20 protein-coding genes and 1 pseudogene are annotated in these 13,614 nt (G+C 51.4%); 19 read left to right on the top strand and 2 right to left on the bottom strand.

The genetic code is table 11. The annotated features are described in order from the left end of the window. Positions 1-115: 115 nt before the first annotated feature. Positions 116-370 carry a DNA polymerase III subunit theta gene (locus tag WM95_RS26755; protein ID WP_181008689.1) on the top strand — a complete coding sequence of 85 codons (255 nt, stop codon included), beginning with the start codon at positions 116-118 and terminating at the stop codon, positions 368-370. Between the two features lie 34 nt (positions 371-404). Beyond that, positions 405-722, top strand: coding sequence for a hypothetical protein (locus WM95_RS26750; protein ID WP_042005162.1), 318 nt, complete (start codon positions 405-407; stop codon positions 720-722). 122 nt (positions 723-844) lie between these two features. Here the strand turns inward: WM95_RS26750 and WM95_RS27955 are convergent, their stop codons facing one another. Then, positions 845-1,066 (bottom strand): hypothetical protein, encoded by a 222-nt coding sequence (locus WM95_RS27955; protein ID WP_181008688.1) that lies wholly within the window; start codon positions 1,064-1,066, stop codon positions 845-847. Between the two features lie 329 nt (positions 1,067-1,395). Here WM95_RS27955 and WM95_RS26740 point away from each other — a divergent pair, with 329 nt between their 5' ends. The 13 genes and pseudogenes from WM95_RS26740 to WM95_RS26675 all read left to right on the top strand — a co-directional run bounded on the left by WM95_RS26740 (position 1,396) and on the right by WM95_RS26675 (position 10,502). Beyond that, positions 1,396-1,950: a single-stranded DNA-binding protein gene (locus WM95_RS26740; RefSeq protein ID WP_042005163.1), complete on the top strand. Its 555-nt coding sequence runs from the start codon at positions 1,396-1,398 to the stop codon at positions 1,948-1,950. Positions 1,951-2,002: 52 nt separating this feature from the next. Then, entirely contained in the window at positions 2,003-2,245 is a 243-nt protein-coding gene (locus WM95_RS26735) for a DUF905 domain-containing protein (protein ID WP_042005204.1), read from the top strand. 69 nt (positions 2,246-2,314) lie between these two features. Beyond that, a complete protein-coding gene (locus tag WM95_RS26730) occupies positions 2,315-4,312 on the top strand; it encodes a ParB/RepB/Spo0J family partition protein (RefSeq protein ID WP_042005164.1) in 1,998 nt (665 codons plus the stop codon). Between the two features lie 40 nt (positions 4,313-4,352). After that, positions 4,353-4,787 carry a conjugation system SOS inhibitor PsiB gene (gene psiB, locus WM95_RS26725; protein WP_088545130.1) on the top strand — a complete coding sequence of 145 codons (435 nt, stop codon included), beginning with the start codon at positions 4,353-4,355 and terminating at the stop codon, positions 4,785-4,787. Beyond that, positions 4,784-5,512: a plasmid SOS inhibition protein A gene (locus WM95_RS26720; protein WP_042005166.1), complete on the top strand. Its 729-nt coding sequence runs from the start codon at positions 4,784-4,786 to the stop codon at positions 5,510-5,512. Before psiB ends, WM95_RS26720 begins: the two co-directional genes overlap by 4 nt. Then, positions 5,509-5,862, top strand: coding sequence for a hypothetical protein (locus tag WM95_RS26715; protein ID WP_020833567.1), 354 nt, complete (start codon positions 5,509-5,511; stop codon positions 5,860-5,862). The genes WM95_RS26720 and WM95_RS26715 overlap by 4 nt, the downstream gene beginning before the upstream one ends. A 354-nt stretch (positions 5,863-6,216) precedes the next feature. Further along, positions 6,217-6,591, top strand: a complete 375-nt coding sequence (locus WM95_RS26710) for a hypothetical protein (RefSeq protein ID WP_042005167.1) — start codon at positions 6,217-6,219, stop codon at positions 6,589-6,591. A gap of 708 nt (positions 6,592-7,299) precedes the next feature. Beyond that, positions 7,300-7,458 carry a hypothetical protein gene (locus WM95_RS26705; RefSeq protein WP_231592907.1) on the top strand — a complete coding sequence of 53 codons (159 nt, stop codon included), beginning with the start codon at positions 7,300-7,302 and terminating at the stop codon, positions 7,456-7,458. 20 nt (positions 7,459-7,478) lie between these two features. Then, entirely contained in the window at positions 7,479-7,802 is a 324-nt protein-coding gene (locus tag WM95_RS26700) for a hypothetical protein (RefSeq protein WP_042005169.1), read from the top strand. Positions 7,803-7,856: 54 nt separating this feature from the next. Continuing rightward, entirely contained in the window at positions 7,857-8,204 is a 348-nt protein-coding gene (locus WM95_RS26695; RefSeq protein ID WP_042005170.1) for a hypothetical protein, read from the top strand. Between the two features lie 94 nt (positions 8,205-8,298). Further along, entirely contained in the window at positions 8,299-8,445 is a 147-nt protein-coding gene (locus WM95_RS26690; RefSeq protein ID WP_001159046.1) for a hypothetical protein, read from the top strand. A gap of 46 nt (positions 8,446-8,491) precedes the next feature. Continuing rightward, a complete protein-coding gene (locus WM95_RS26685) occupies positions 8,492-9,325 on the top strand; it encodes an N-6 DNA methylase (RefSeq protein ID WP_042005171.1) in 834 nt (277 codons plus the stop codon). 590 nt (positions 9,326-9,915) lie between these two features. Next, positions 9,916-10,502 (top strand): annotated as a pseudogene (locus tag WM95_RS26675) (antirestriction protein). 10 nt (positions 10,503-10,512) lie between these two features. Here the strand turns inward: WM95_RS26675 and WM95_RS26670 are convergent. Then, positions 10,513-10,968 carry a transglycosylase SLT domain-containing protein gene (locus WM95_RS26670; RefSeq protein WP_042005173.1) on the bottom strand — a complete coding sequence of 152 codons (456 nt, stop codon included), beginning with the start codon at positions 10,966-10,968 and terminating at the stop codon, positions 10,513-10,515. 468 nt (positions 10,969-11,436) lie between these two features. Here WM95_RS26670 and traM point away from each other — a divergent pair, with 468 nt between their 5' ends. The 4 genes from traM to traA all read left to right on the top strand — a co-directional run bounded on the left by traM (position 11,437) and on the right by traA (position 13,613). After that, positions 11,437-11,823 (top strand): conjugal transfer relaxosome DNA-binding protein TraM, encoded by a 387-nt coding sequence (traM, locus tag WM95_RS26665; RefSeq protein WP_020842490.1) that lies wholly within the window; start codon positions 11,437-11,439, stop codon positions 11,821-11,823. A gap of 656 nt (positions 11,824-12,479) precedes the next feature. Continuing rightward, on the top strand, positions 12,480-12,761 hold the full coding sequence (locus WM95_RS26660) for a hypothetical protein (protein WP_042005174.1): 282 nt from the start codon (positions 12,480-12,482) through the stop codon (positions 12,759-12,761). Positions 12,762-12,978: 217 nt separating this feature from the next. After that, complete coding sequence (locus tag WM95_RS27495; RefSeq protein WP_001525695.1) at positions 12,979-13,146, top strand: hypothetical protein; 168 nt, start codon at positions 12,979-12,981, stop codon at positions 13,144-13,146. A gap of 107 nt (positions 13,147-13,253) precedes the next feature. After that, a complete protein-coding gene (traA, locus tag WM95_RS26655) occupies positions 13,254-13,613 on the top strand; it encodes a type IV conjugative transfer system pilin TraA (RefSeq protein WP_042005175.1) in 360 nt (119 codons plus the stop codon). The last annotated feature ends 1 nt before the right edge of the window (position 13,614 follow it).

The following is a 13,614-nucleotide window of genomic DNA, read 5'->3' as shown; positions in this document are numbered from 1 at the left end:
GAAACTTCGCCGCGCCTCCGGCGCCGCGCACTCTCCTCTCCATTGTCAGTCGCTGAAGCCCTGGAATGCGCGTATTATCCGGGATATCTTCCTGTAAAGCAGACCGGTGATGCATATGTCAAAGTGGAATATCGCCTCTTTCTCAAAAGAAGAGCAGGATAAGGTCTCGGTCGATAAAGCCGCCGCTGCCGTTGCCTGGCAGGAACGGATGAACAAGCCTGTGGTGCCTGAGATTGTTGAACGGGAACAGCCTGAACATCTTCGCCAGTATTTCCGTGAACGGCTTGACGTTCATCGGCAGAACAGTCAGCAGCTGCCGCGCGCAAATGCGCCCGAATATAATAAACCCGGAGATGAGCAGCAGAAGTGATCCGTATAGCCAGAGTGTCCAGGGAGGAAATTTTATGCGTATGTCTCTGATGTTTGCAGCCGTGACGCTTTTAACCGGTATTAACCTGTTGTTTATTCCGTTTCAGCCTGTACCGGCTCTGTGGGGGGGAATCCTGGCCGTTGCTTTTATCCTGATTAATGTCGCGGCGGATAAACTGCGTCTCTGGAGTGGCGTTGCATGGATTATCGTTGCCGGCATCATCATAACGTTGATGCTGAAGGGGAAGGAGCCGGGTGACGAATTCAGAGTGCTGATCACCGTTTTTGCTTTCCTGGCTTCGGCCTGGTACAGCATTGTGCAGTACAGAAAAGAAAAGCATTTTCGCTCCTGATGTTCCCGGCAGGTATTAAGCCGGATAATTGTCAGCCATCTCGTGACTGCTCCCCGCCCTGTTGGCGAGGTTTCCCACTAAGCCGCATGTAATCCATTCTTATCCTCCCGTTCCCGTTTTCACTACGGGCGACTTCCCTGACGGGAACCGGGGCTGTCATGCTTCGCACCGAGCCAGCTGCGCTGTCTCTGCCCGGCCCCTTCGGGGCAGCGGGTTTCCATCCCAGGCTGTCGCAACGTCAACGGCAGGCTTGCTGCGACCGTTCCGGTCACGCCGCCCTTTTTACGCGCCGTATCCTGCGCTTTCTGCATCCCGGCAAACTGACGCCGGGCTGTAAGGCGCAACGCCGTTTCGCGCCCGCGCTTTCCGTCGTTGCGGCGGGTTCCTGCTCATTCCTTGCCTGGTTTTTCACCCTTTTGAGTCCTTTCGCCGGGGCTGAGACAAGCACAGTCGCTGTCAGCTGTCCAGGGTAAATGGCACGCGGTAAACCGCGCCCTGGACATCCGCCATCGCCCGCGCTGGTTTACGCCCTTGCGGCGAACGGCTCTCAAACGGGTGAAGGTAACAACCAGCGGGCGCGTTCAGCAGGTCCCCGCAAAACGTCAAAACCGCGGCCCCGGCAACTCAACGGGTGATGGTTTTTAAAAGCAAAACAAACGGAAGGAGATTCATCATGACAGTACGCGGCATCAACAAAGTCATCATCGTGGGTAATCTGGGCCAGGACCCGGAAGTTCGTTATATGCCCAATGGCGGCGCGGTCGCTAATCTCAGCCTCGCCACTTCGGAGTCCTGGCGCGATAAACAGACCGGAGAGATGCGCGAAAACACCGAATGGCATCGCGTGGTGCTGTTTGGCAAGCTCGCGGAAGTGGCCAGCGAGTATCTGCGCAAGGGCGCTCAGGTGTACGTCGAAGGGCAGTTACGTACCCGCAACTGGCAGGACGACAGCGGCGTAACGCGCTATGTCACTGAAATCGTTGTCGGACAGAACGGCACCATGCAGATGCTGGGCGGTCGTCGTGACGGCGGTCAGCCACAGAACACTGCTCCGCAGCAACCCGCACAACCGCAGAGTCCTGCCGCTCCGGCACAACCTGCTGGCTCCCCTGAAAAATCCCCGAAAAAAGGCGGCAGAAAACCCCGTCAGAGCGCCGCACCGTCTCAGCAGGTGCCGCAGCCGTTACCGGACGATTATCCGCCGATGGATGATGATGCCCCGTTTTGACCTGCATGATGAAAACGCCCCGCAACCTGCGGGGCAGGAAAAGGAGAAAGACATGACCAGCAGCGTTATACCGCCCCTTCAGTCACTGCCAGATGGCACATTCACTCGCGAACAGGCTAAAGCGGTCGTAGCTCAGTATCAGAATGTCGCGATTGAAGACGATCAGGGAACGCACTTTCGCCTGGTGGTTCGTCAGAACGGCGAAATGGTATGGCGGGTATGGAATTTTGAGCCGGGTGGTGAGTACCTGATGAACCGTTATATCCGGGACTACGGCATCCGTAAACAGCAGTAAAAAGGTGCCCTGCCGGAGCAGCAACTCCGCAGGGCCGGACAATCATCAATATCCAGTGAGGTATCAACTATGTCAGTAACCGAGTCTAAAGCAAAAACCCCCGCGAAAACCAGCAAAAAAGCAGTTAAACCTGCCGAAGCCGCAGCCCTTAAGGCGGCGCTTGAGGCTGCTCAGATTGAAATGGTGCCGCTGTCGGCGCTCGTCAAATCCCCGCTGAACGTCCGTATTATTCCGTACCCGGTTGAGAGTGTCAGGGAAATGGCAGACTCCATTATCGCGGTCGGCCTGATCCAGAATCTGGTGGTTCACTCGCTGCCTGATGGCCTGTCAGGCGTTGCTGCGGGCGGTCGTCGTCTTGCTGCCCTGCAACTGTTGCTCAGTGAACAGCGCATCGATGCCGGGTATCTCGTTGTCGTCAAGCGCGTCAGCGACGACCTGGCTGTGGTCGCCTCAATGGTGGAGAACAACCAGAGGGCGGCGATGCATCCGGCAGAACAAATCAGCGGGTTCCGCACGTTGTCTGAGCAGGGTAAGACCCCGGCGCAGATTGGTGACCAGCTGGGGTACAGCTCGCGCCACGTCCAGCGCATGCTGAAGCTGGCGAACCTTGCCCCGGAACTTCTCTCCCTGCTGGCAGAGAACAAGCTCGACGTGGATCAGTGTCAGGCGCTGAGTCTGGAGAACGATCCGGTGCGTCAGGTGGAGATTTACGAGCGCGTGAAGGCGCAGCACAGCTATGCCCCCGCGCACATGCTTAAACGCGCTATCACTGATACCGAAATCGGTGTGAACCACTCCCGCTTCGTGTTTATCGGGCGTGAGATGTATGAGTCTGCAGGTGGCGTGGTGCGTGAGGATTTGTTCAGCGCCCAGGAGGGTGATGGTACGGCAGATGGTGTGCTGGTCGAACGACTGGTGCAGGAGAAGCTTGAGTCCGCCGCACTGGCAATCGAACTGCAGGAAGGATGGTCATGGTCACTGTCCCGGGAGGGCGCGGTCAGAAACTACGGTGACGACCGCGAACATTATCTGCTGTTACCAGAGCCGGAGGCACAGTACACCACTGACGAGCAGCAGCGTCTCGATGAACTGTACGCCACTCAGGAGACCACTGAAACGTTTGAAGATGAAGCCGCGATTCAGGTACTGATTGACGAAATTGAAAATGCGGCATCGATCCGGGCGTGGACACCGGAGCAGAAAGCAGCCTGTGGCGTGGTGGTCAGCCTGTATGACGGTGAGCTTTGTGTCCAGCGAGGGGTGCAGAAGAAGCCTCAGAACGAGGCGAAAGAAGGGCAGGGAGAGAATGGCAGCAGCGGCTCCCTGCATGTGGTCAGCAGCAAGCCGGATGTGACGGAGGGGATCAGCGCCCCGTTGCTCAAAAAAATGTCTTCAGAAAGAACGCTGGCAGTGCAGGCCGCCCTTGTACAGCAGCCCGAAAAAGCGGTGGCCCTGATGGTATGGCGGCTGTGCAGTTGTGTTTTCGATTACTGCAATACCACCCGTCATCCGTTCGTGATGCGTCTTGAGGTGCATCACAGTGGGCTGACCAGCGAAGCGCCGACCGGAAAGAGTGGTCAGGCATGGCTGAGTCTGATGCAGGAGAAAGCCCGTCTGGAGGCGCTGTTACCGGATGGCTGGAAGAAGGATTTCACCACCTTCTTTACGCTCGACGGACAGACTTTGATGAGCCTGATGGTGTTCTGCACGGCCTGTTCGGTGGACGGGGTGCAGACCCGGACAATGGGACATACCACACAGAGCGACCTCGATGGCGTGGAAACGGCGCTCGGGTTCCACCTGCGCGACTGGTGGCAGCCAACGGCAGAAAACTTCCTCGGTCTGCTCAGTAAGAACCAGATTGTGGAGGCGCTGAAAGATGCCGGACAGTCAGGCGCTGCGTCAGATGCCGGGAACATGAAGAAGGGAGATGCCGCCAGCCATGCTGAACAATGGCTCTCCGGTACGCGCTGGGTTCCTGCCTGGATGCGGTCACCTGATGCGCAACCTGACGCCGCTGAGGGTGAGGCGACAGACTCTGATGACCATACGGCACACGCAGCCTGATAACGGAAACGCCGCCCCACGGGGCGGCGATAAGGAGACCATTATGCGAAACATTATTACTCCCGACGTACTGAAAACCATGATCCCCCAGGAATTTGAAGACTGGCGCGAAGCGGGTGAAGATTTGCGCCGCGAACTGACCCATGCTGTCATGCGCGATCTGACCTGCCCGGCTGACTGGGACATGAATGGTGAATACCGGAGTGAGTTCGGTGGCTTTTTTCCGGTACAGATTCGCTTCACGCCATCACACGGCAACTTCCATATCGCCGTATGCAGTCCCGGCGACATCACCCCGTCATGGATGGTGGTGTTCATTCCAGCCAGCGGTCGCCCGTTTTCTGTTATCAGCACCCTGCCTGCATATTCGCCGGAGATTATTTCTCACACACTCAGTCTGACAGCGCGCCTCGATGCCGATGGCTACAGTCAGGCCAGCATTATCAGTGTCCTGGCGATGGAGGGTGCACAATGATCCCGGCGAGTTTGTCACTGGTACCCCTGAGTCATGAGCGTCGTGCTGCAATGCAGGCCATCGCAGAAGTGGAGAAGAAATATGAGCGTGGCGTTCATATTGCTGAGTTTGCCTACGCCCATGCCTTCTTCCGCATCCTGAACGGCAGCAAACGTGTCACCGTAAAAGATATCGGCTGGTTTTCTCCGGGGATGACAGCACAGAACCTGCGGGGGAAAAAGCAGGACTGGCTGGCAGCGATTGATCGGCTGATTGAAAGCCGTGGCGCATGTTGCTGGTTACCCCTGTCGGTGTCGGACGGCTGGCGACTGTTCCCGGAAACGAAGTTTCAGACGTCAGAGCGTCGGCGCAGGCAAAGTGAACTGAGCGCCGAAAAATACACCCGCCAGCGCCGAAAAGAGGCGTGCCAGCGCGAAACCGCGTATCAGGCGCTGGCGGGGCAGGCGGAAATTGAGCTGGCTTTTCATACCCCGGAAACAGTCAGCAGCTGGAGCGCACGCTGGTCGGGTACTGAACTGCGCCAGTACGACCTGGAGGAAATGTTCTGGCGCTGGAGCGAGCGTTTTCCGTCGCTGGCACCAATGGAACGCTGGATGATGGCGAACCAGCCCTTCTGGAGTGTGATGGTTGAGTCTGATGCTCTCGCTAAAGAAAGCCCGGAACCGGTCAGACAACTGGAGCGATGGATGGTACCCAACAAGCTGATACACCGGAGCCAGGCATGAAGTGGCGTTACTCGTTGCGCTGGAGACTGCCCCGGACACCATGTCCCGGACCGCAGGAACTGGTGTCAGAAGTGGTGGAGGCCGGGAAGCCCGCTCCTGAATCGGTGATGGCTCGCTGGGTGGCGGGCGCAGGGTATGCGGTGTGTGTCGATTTTCTGGATGAAAGGCAGATAAGACGCTGGAGTGATGAACGAAAAGCGGCTGCCCGCAGGCGAAATCTGGAACGTCGCGTGAACCGGATTGCGCCATTGTTTGCTGATGAATTTATCAGGCGTGAACTGGATGCTCGCCCGGCATATTTTCAGGGAAAAACCATGAATATGCCTCCCAAAGGAGGGGAGTCATGCTGAAGGTTATGAGCCGTATGGTCAGACAACGGATTTACATCTGTTAAAACACTTTTGGTAAGGAAAGACTATGACTCACGTATTTGTTTATCTCGTTATAGCTTCATCTGTACACGGTGGCAGCAGCTGGAACGTAACCCCTATGCCTAATATGGATGTTTGCAATCAGTTCAGCGAAAGTATTACTAAACCCCGGGGATTTGACTTTAATTTCCCTCGGGCAAGCCTGGTTCGCTGTGTTGAGGTAAAGACTGATAAGCCTGTTAATCCGTAATATCACATGAATGATCGATATATTTACTTCACGATATATGGTCAGCAGGGGACAAGAGGGAGCTTAAAAGAGGCAATTTTTATATGAGATACTGGATACTGGTTGTTCTGCTAAATGGATTGTTTGCGCTGGTCATGCACTTTGCCGCGCCGGAATTGTTCGGAAGCACTGAGCATTATGTCGGCGCTGGGATCTGTGCTCTGATAGCGATAGTTATTACCTGGCGAGATCCTCCAGGGATGCTGGACAACGCGCTCTTGTTTCTCTTTAAGTGGGGAATTGTGGCTTCTGGACTGGCGTTTTCTGTCTGGGGCATCGGATACAAGCTGGAATTCTGGGGGGAACATAACCCCGATGAAGTTTTCAGCGGCGCATTCGACACCATCCTGCCGAATCTGGCGGTGTTGAGCGGTGTTCTGGTTCTGGTCAGTGGCTGGGTCTTCTGGAGGCGAAGGTAACGAAGAATACGCCAGCGTGAGGACAGGAAAGTAAAAAGAGCGGTTATGCCTGCGGTATAGCTGCTCTTTTTTATGCCCCTTACGCTTTGTAATACCCTGCTGTGAATTTCCTCTGAAGAACGGATGCTGCGAATTATGGTGGCAGTTGTCTGTATCCTCTTTTCAAATTTGCCTGCTGTCGGACGGGGCACTGGCCATGACTGCGGACGACTTCCCTGACGGGAACCGGGGCTGTCGTAAACGGAGCCGGTAAACCGTCTCCGCCCTGACGGGCTTCCATCCCACTGTCGCAACGTCAACACCTGCTCGCAGTGACCGTTCCGGTCACGCCGCTTTCACCATGCCGGTGATAAAGCCGCCGGCATTCAGGTGACGCCACGTCGTTCCGCCGTGTCGGGTGTGTTCATCCTCTTCTCATACCTCTGGTGAGCCATCTCGCGTCCGTTCCCGGGCGGAGGGCTGGTCGTAGCACCGTCGCGTCGTCATCCAAGGGGTGAAATGAACTCCGCCAAAAAGTTTTTGCGAAGGGATGCAAAAACTTTTTGTCTCCGCCCCTTTCCTTCCTCCTTGCGACGTTGCTCCTTTGCCCTTTGCCGCCAGGGAACTCACCGAGAGATGGATTAACCACCAGATAAGAGGAAAAGCAGGATGAACACACAGAACGTCAACGTCAAAACCGCCACCAAAGAATCTTCCGAAAGATGGGTTATGTCCGGCGCTGAACCTATTGCTGCAAAGGTACTGGCATTCCACGGACAGGACGCCAGCTATGCATTTAACGTCCTGGCTGATTTGAAGGCAGTTGGTGCGTCATATGCACGGCGGAACATTATCGCAGATATGTTCCAGCGTTTAGGTGTGAATTAACCCACTGAAGGAGAACTGTTATGAACCGTAGAAATATGAATCTGCGTACTGATGGTTTTGTTCGCAATATCTATTCCCGTAACGCGTTCGACGTTATTCGCGCAGATGTGGTGTTGGCTGGCATGGAAAAACAGGCCAATCGTGGATGTGGCCTGCATTACGAGATTTATGAGTCCCGTCTGTTAGGTATGGCCATGAATTACCTGGCAGAACTGCCACTGAAAGACCGTCCTGTATTTATCGGCACAGCGGCGAAAAGAGGCTACATGCTGACACTGGCAGAGGAAGAACGCGCACAGGGTGAATGTGACGATCTGATGAACGAACTGGCGGCAGATTACTGATCCATGAATCGGGGGCAGCGGTGTGCTGGCCCTTTTTAACAGAAGGAGAACAACATGCATTTACACCTGACTGAATCTTCCGCTGTGCCGGGGATGCAGACCACCGCTGAGGCTGAGCGGGCCTACTGGCTGAGCCGTGAACAGGCGGCGGTGAAAGCCCCTGCTGAAATCGACGTACACGCTTTCCATGATGCGCTGGGGCTGATGTATCCGATGAACTGGCGAAGCAGTGAGAACGGTGAGTGCGAAACCTTCATGCTGGCAGAAATGATCTGCGGCAACGTGACCGAAATTTATGCACGAATCGGTATCCGTTATTACCGGATGCGTGACTACAGCAACCTTGACCACGCGGAAATTCTGGCCCGCGTTAAGGAGGTATCAGACAAGAGCCAGAAATGAAAAAAGCAGGCATAAGCCTGCTCATTCCACGCCGGATGACACACCCGCAAAAGTTTGCATCCGGCATACGCAAAATCAACATGGAGATTAAACCATGCAATTTGACCCGCAAATCGTCGCACAGGCGAACGCATTTGTAAATGCCCTGCGCAGTGGTAAACGCGCCCGTGTTCCGGCCTTAAAACTGGAGTACTGGCAGCAGTTCATGACAGTGGTATACGCTGGCCTCGGCCTCGCGTGATGTGAAACCTGCCGTCCCTTCGGGGACGGCATTACAGGAGATTTTCATGTCACAACTGAATTTTGTCGATGTCTTTGATATGGCCAGAGAGAGCGCTGGCGGTTGTTGTGTCACTCAGGATGCGCAGGCGGGTAACGGGTATTTCCCGTCTGTTCACAGGCTGATGAGTGCACAGTACAGCCGGAGCCGCTTTATCAGCGTGTTCAGGTCCACAGGCTGCCATCTTCGGCGCTGGGAAGTGTTCAGCGATTTTCTGGCGCTGGCAGCCAGTGAGCTGGATATGGCCCGGATAAGAACGCCGGAGAGTATGGCGCACTGTCGGAAAATTTGCGATCGCTACACCACCGCCGATATTGAGAACATGAACGAAATGTTCAGCCTGATGGTGTGTGCGCTGGAGGCAAAATTTCATGATTTTCTCGGCGCGATTTTCATGGAGCTTGAACTCGGAGATAATTTTCGCGGGCAGTATTTTACCCCCTATTCCGTACAGTGCCTGATGGCGCGCCTGCTGATGCCGGGAATTCAGGACACCATCCGGCGGGAAGGAATAGTGACAGTCAGTGACCCCGCCAGTGGTGCGGCGGGAATGCTGATTGCTTATGCCGAGTGTCTGCTTGAAGCAGATATCAATCCTTCCTGGCACATGTTCGGCAGTTGCATCGATATTGATCCTGTGGCGGCTGATATGGCTTTTATCCAGTTGTCACTGCTGGGTATTGCTGCGGAAGTGGTGACGGGTAACACACTCACTATGCAGTTTAACCGGGTGCGGTATACGCCAGTGTATTACTTCAACGACTTTGAAAAACGTCTGACGGACCTGAACCGACACAGGGTTATGCTGGCATTTATGCGCGGACTATCGGATGCCGCGTAAGTAACCAGAAGGGCAGGGGATAATCTGCCCGACTGCTGTTAAAGGCCGCGCGCCTGCGGCGCAGAGTAATACCTGCTGCGCTACGCGCCGCACATATTACTCAGGCGCGTAATTGTCATATTATTATTTATTCCTGCCTGTCACCTCTCATCCGGAATTATTCTGTTTGTCTCTTTTGGTATTTATTCATTGTATATAAAATAATAAATATCAAACCGGGCGACTTCCCTGACGGGAACCGGGGCTGTCATGCTTCGCACCGAGCCAGCTGCGCTGTCTCTGCCCGGCCCCTGCGGGGCAGCGGGTTTCCATCCCAGGCTGTCGCAACATCAAAATTCCGCTTGCTGCATCCTTTAAGGATGCGCCGCCTGAACCGTGGCGGTAATAAATTCCCGCCACTTTAATGGCCGGAACGGTAATTCGTCTCGCGCCGATTTTCCGTTCCGGATTGTGTGCATTCTCCCTGAGTATATATCGCCCGATTTCATCAATTCGCGGAGGGCTGCTTTTAGCATCAGTCAGGAATAAATAAAAGGGTATATAAACGCTGCGCGCCCTTTTATTTATTCCTGGCAGCTGCTCATTGCCCTTTGCCGCTCAGTGATGAAGTCGAACGATTTAATAAATCCATAAGGAGAAAACCAGAATGCACACAATTAACGTCAAAACCGCCACTCGTGAATCAGCCGAACAATTTAAAACAGATAAATTCCAGCGCTATTGTGTAATCGATGATAATGAACGACTTGATTTCATCCCAGCCCTCTTTTTTACACCAACCGCAGACAATATGATCGCCAGTTGGTTACGCCAGCATTCAGATTATGATGGCGGTTTCTGGAACTACTGGATCATTCCGCAGGGTGTTGGTGGAAATGTGGCACCGAACAAAATTATCTTCACTACTACACAAACCGGATATATCGCACCTGCAGGAGAACAACGATATAACATATGCATTCCTGGTAATTATTTTGAATCAGAGGTTAGTGCCGATGCTGCCGGAATTATTGCAACGTTGATGATAATGAACTGGCTGTCCTGGCAGGCAGCCGATATGGGGGCTGAATATGCGAAAGTCTGTAAATATCTTGTCGCCCGTCAGGATGCCCTGAAGGATTATGTCAGTCTTATTCAACATCCGGAACGTGGATTGATATGGCGGGCTATCGATTAAAACAATTGCGTCACCCTGGTGGCGCATTTTTTTTGATGGCAACATAAATTGCCTGAATTTCTTTTGCATATTGCTGGCGCTTTTTCTCCTGTACTTCCGTTTCACGAAATCCTGCATTATAAGCCCCTACAGCCCGCCATGAGTATCCCCAGCGTTTAAAAGCAATGGCAAGGTAGTAAGCGCCAGTGTAAATGTTAAGGCAACTGTCAGTATAAAGTTGTTGGGGAGTGATCCCGAACTGAGCCAGATGCGAAAAATTTTGTGAGTGTATTTGCATCTTACCGACAGCATATTCGCTCTGTGATACAACGTTGAGCGCATTATCACGCCAGGACGACTCACGGAACGAAACTGCCCGTAACAGATCCGGCTCGATCCTATAATCCCTGCCCGCCATTTCAAAACAGTCCTGCGCATTAACAGAAAATGTTATCGCCAGTAGCCCAGTAATCAGAGTTTTCCTCACGTCAGCTATTCCTCATTACCTTCTCTTTAGCCAGAGTGCCATTTTTCATAAAAAACGGCAATGCCCGGAAATACTGAATTCTTCCTGGCTGACATATTTCTGTATGCCTGCTCCTTAACATCAAAGTCCCACACACCTCGCAAGATTTCATCTTGCATGATAAGTCTTTAAAAACATGCGGTTGCAGTTATTTTTATGCAGCATTTTAGAATCAATTCCGTGATTAAGAGTATAACAATACTCTAATGACACTCTAATTAGAGTGCAGGGCATACTCTTATTAGAGTATTTCAAAAAATTCAGTTTGTTAGATAGAGTGTACTCGCGAGTATACTCTTATTTAACAACCTTACATACTCGCATCTATACTCTGTTTATTTTAATGGTATACTCGCCTTATACTATGGATAAAAGTATTCAGGTAATATTACTAATTAATCATGATTATTGGTTTCAGAAGGATCAACGATGCCACGTATACAAACTTTTGTCAGCAATCAGGTTCGTGAAGAAATTGAATCTCTGGTTACAGAAAGGAGGCAGGAAGGCGCAACGGAACATGATGCCACTGTATCGTCAGTTACTTCGATGCTCGTTGAACTCGGCCTCAGAGTATACCGGATTCAGAGAGAGAAAAAGGAAGGTGGCTTTAACCAGATGGAGTATAACAAGATCATGTTGGATAACATGGCCAGAGTCCGGGCAATGTGTTCAGAGATAATGAAGATGGGCGCACTAAGTCATGAAGTTATAAGCAATGGTAACTTTGATAATGAAGTCATCAAAAGATCCATAGCAAAATTTGCAGAAGACCAGGTAAGTATTTTCTTTCCTGAAGAGGAAGAAACGGACTAAGCCTACAGTTTATTTATCGGGCCTCCTGCCCATATCCTTGTACAGGAGGCTTTACGGAATGCTGTATTGCTTAGCTGGTAGGGTTGTAATGTTACACGCTGAAATAACCATCTGAGTATTATCATTCATGAGGTTGAGTCTGAATGGATAGCTGTTTGGGCCAACTAAGTTCGGCGCCTCTGAAATTTTCTATTATTCTGATGCTAGGTTAGATAGCCAGGTATCATTTAAGTAATGAACACTTTCTGTCGGTCATAATTGATTTTCAGAATGAAGGGCTATCTGGCTATTAGCCTTTATCTAACACAACTTTCTCTCATAGCTCTCTTGCAGGAAAATTCTTATACATCGCCAGGAGCAATCCAATCTGATCTTCTATACCTCCCGAGCTACTCGCGATATTTCTTTATAAGCTTTTGCTTTGCATTTTAATTTGAGAGTGTTTTTTGTGAGCTTAATCATAAATTAATGCGTAACTTTGGTATTTATTGAGCGTCGATCTGTGATGTTGTATATTCGATTTAAGGTAAATCAATTATTCCCAGGGAGAAGAATGCGTTTATTTAATTGATTTGCTTTTGTCGCGATGGCAGGGGTTGGCCCCCCCTGTCACCGCTGGCCACCAATAACCCAAGCACTTTTAACAGGAGGTTACGATGGTTATCATCGATCCTATCCGTATGGAAATTTTACGCAAGATCTTTCCTGAAATTAATGATGTCAAAATTGAAGTATTTACTCTTTTTGCTTTTGGAATGGCTATTAGAGAAATTTCTGATTACAGACATACGACCACACAGGCAGTCTATAAGACCCTTAAGGAATTGTGTGAACAATATAGCGCACCTTCCAATGAAGCCCTTAAGACTTTGTACATCACACGACTTGCTCTGCACTCCTTTCTTGAACTCAGAATAGAGCTTCAGCCAGAGGAGTAATTCACCTCTTTTCGGGAAAAACGTGATGTGATTTATATCACGTTTTTCCTGTTGATTTAGATCAAAATGCGGTTGTAAGACTTTTCGTGTTTTCGTCTTTTTTATATTTAAATCAAGATGTTGAATGCCTCGAAAATAGTTTTATTTCCAATTGGACAGCCCCTATTTTTTCACGTCATCATATACGTAGTTTTTATGATTTAGCGGAGCATTTGAAATGATTCAAGATACCCCCCTGAAACCACGTCCAGCAGGGAAATTTATCCGACTTTATCTGGATGGTGTTGTTTATGAGGAGCTAAGAAAGAAAGCCAAAAAAAATGCCAGGCCAGTACAAAAGACGGCAGTTCTTATTATTGAGGAGGCATTAGGGTTGAAAGAGTGACTCCGCTACAGAATCATTTTTTTTGTGGTTAATGGTTCTGTGCCGGATTGACTTAACCCGTCAATACCGCTCTGGGTTGTTTTGTAAATAATATAAATGGAGTTTCTATGAATTTATCCTTATCAAAAGGCGGCCTCCCCGCGTCTGTAAAAAAACGTGCATGGCAGTACTGCCAGATGGCATGGAGTGGTGTGACCACTAAAAAAGCGCTGTCCCGTCTGGCTGCGCTGTCTCCGCTGTTGTTACTCGGTGTGGGACAGATGGCCAATGCAACCGACCTGCTGGCCGGGGGCAAGGATGATGTGAAAGCCACCTTCGGTGCCGACTCATTCGTCATGATGTGTATCATCATCGCCGAACTGATTGTCGGTGTGGCGATGTATATCCGCACCAAAAACCTGTTGATCCTGCTGGGCCTGGTTGTGGTTATCGTCTTCACTACCGTCGGTCTTACCTTCATCAACTGAT

This window comes from Enterobacter cloacae complex sp. ECNIH7, from assembly GCF_002208095.1.
Taxonomy (GTDB): domain Bacteria; phylum Pseudomonadota; class Gammaproteobacteria; order Enterobacterales; family Enterobacteriaceae; genus Enterobacter; species Enterobacter cloacae_M.
Note: the sequence above shows the minus strand (reverse complement) of the source record. Positions and strands in the feature narration are given on the sequence as shown.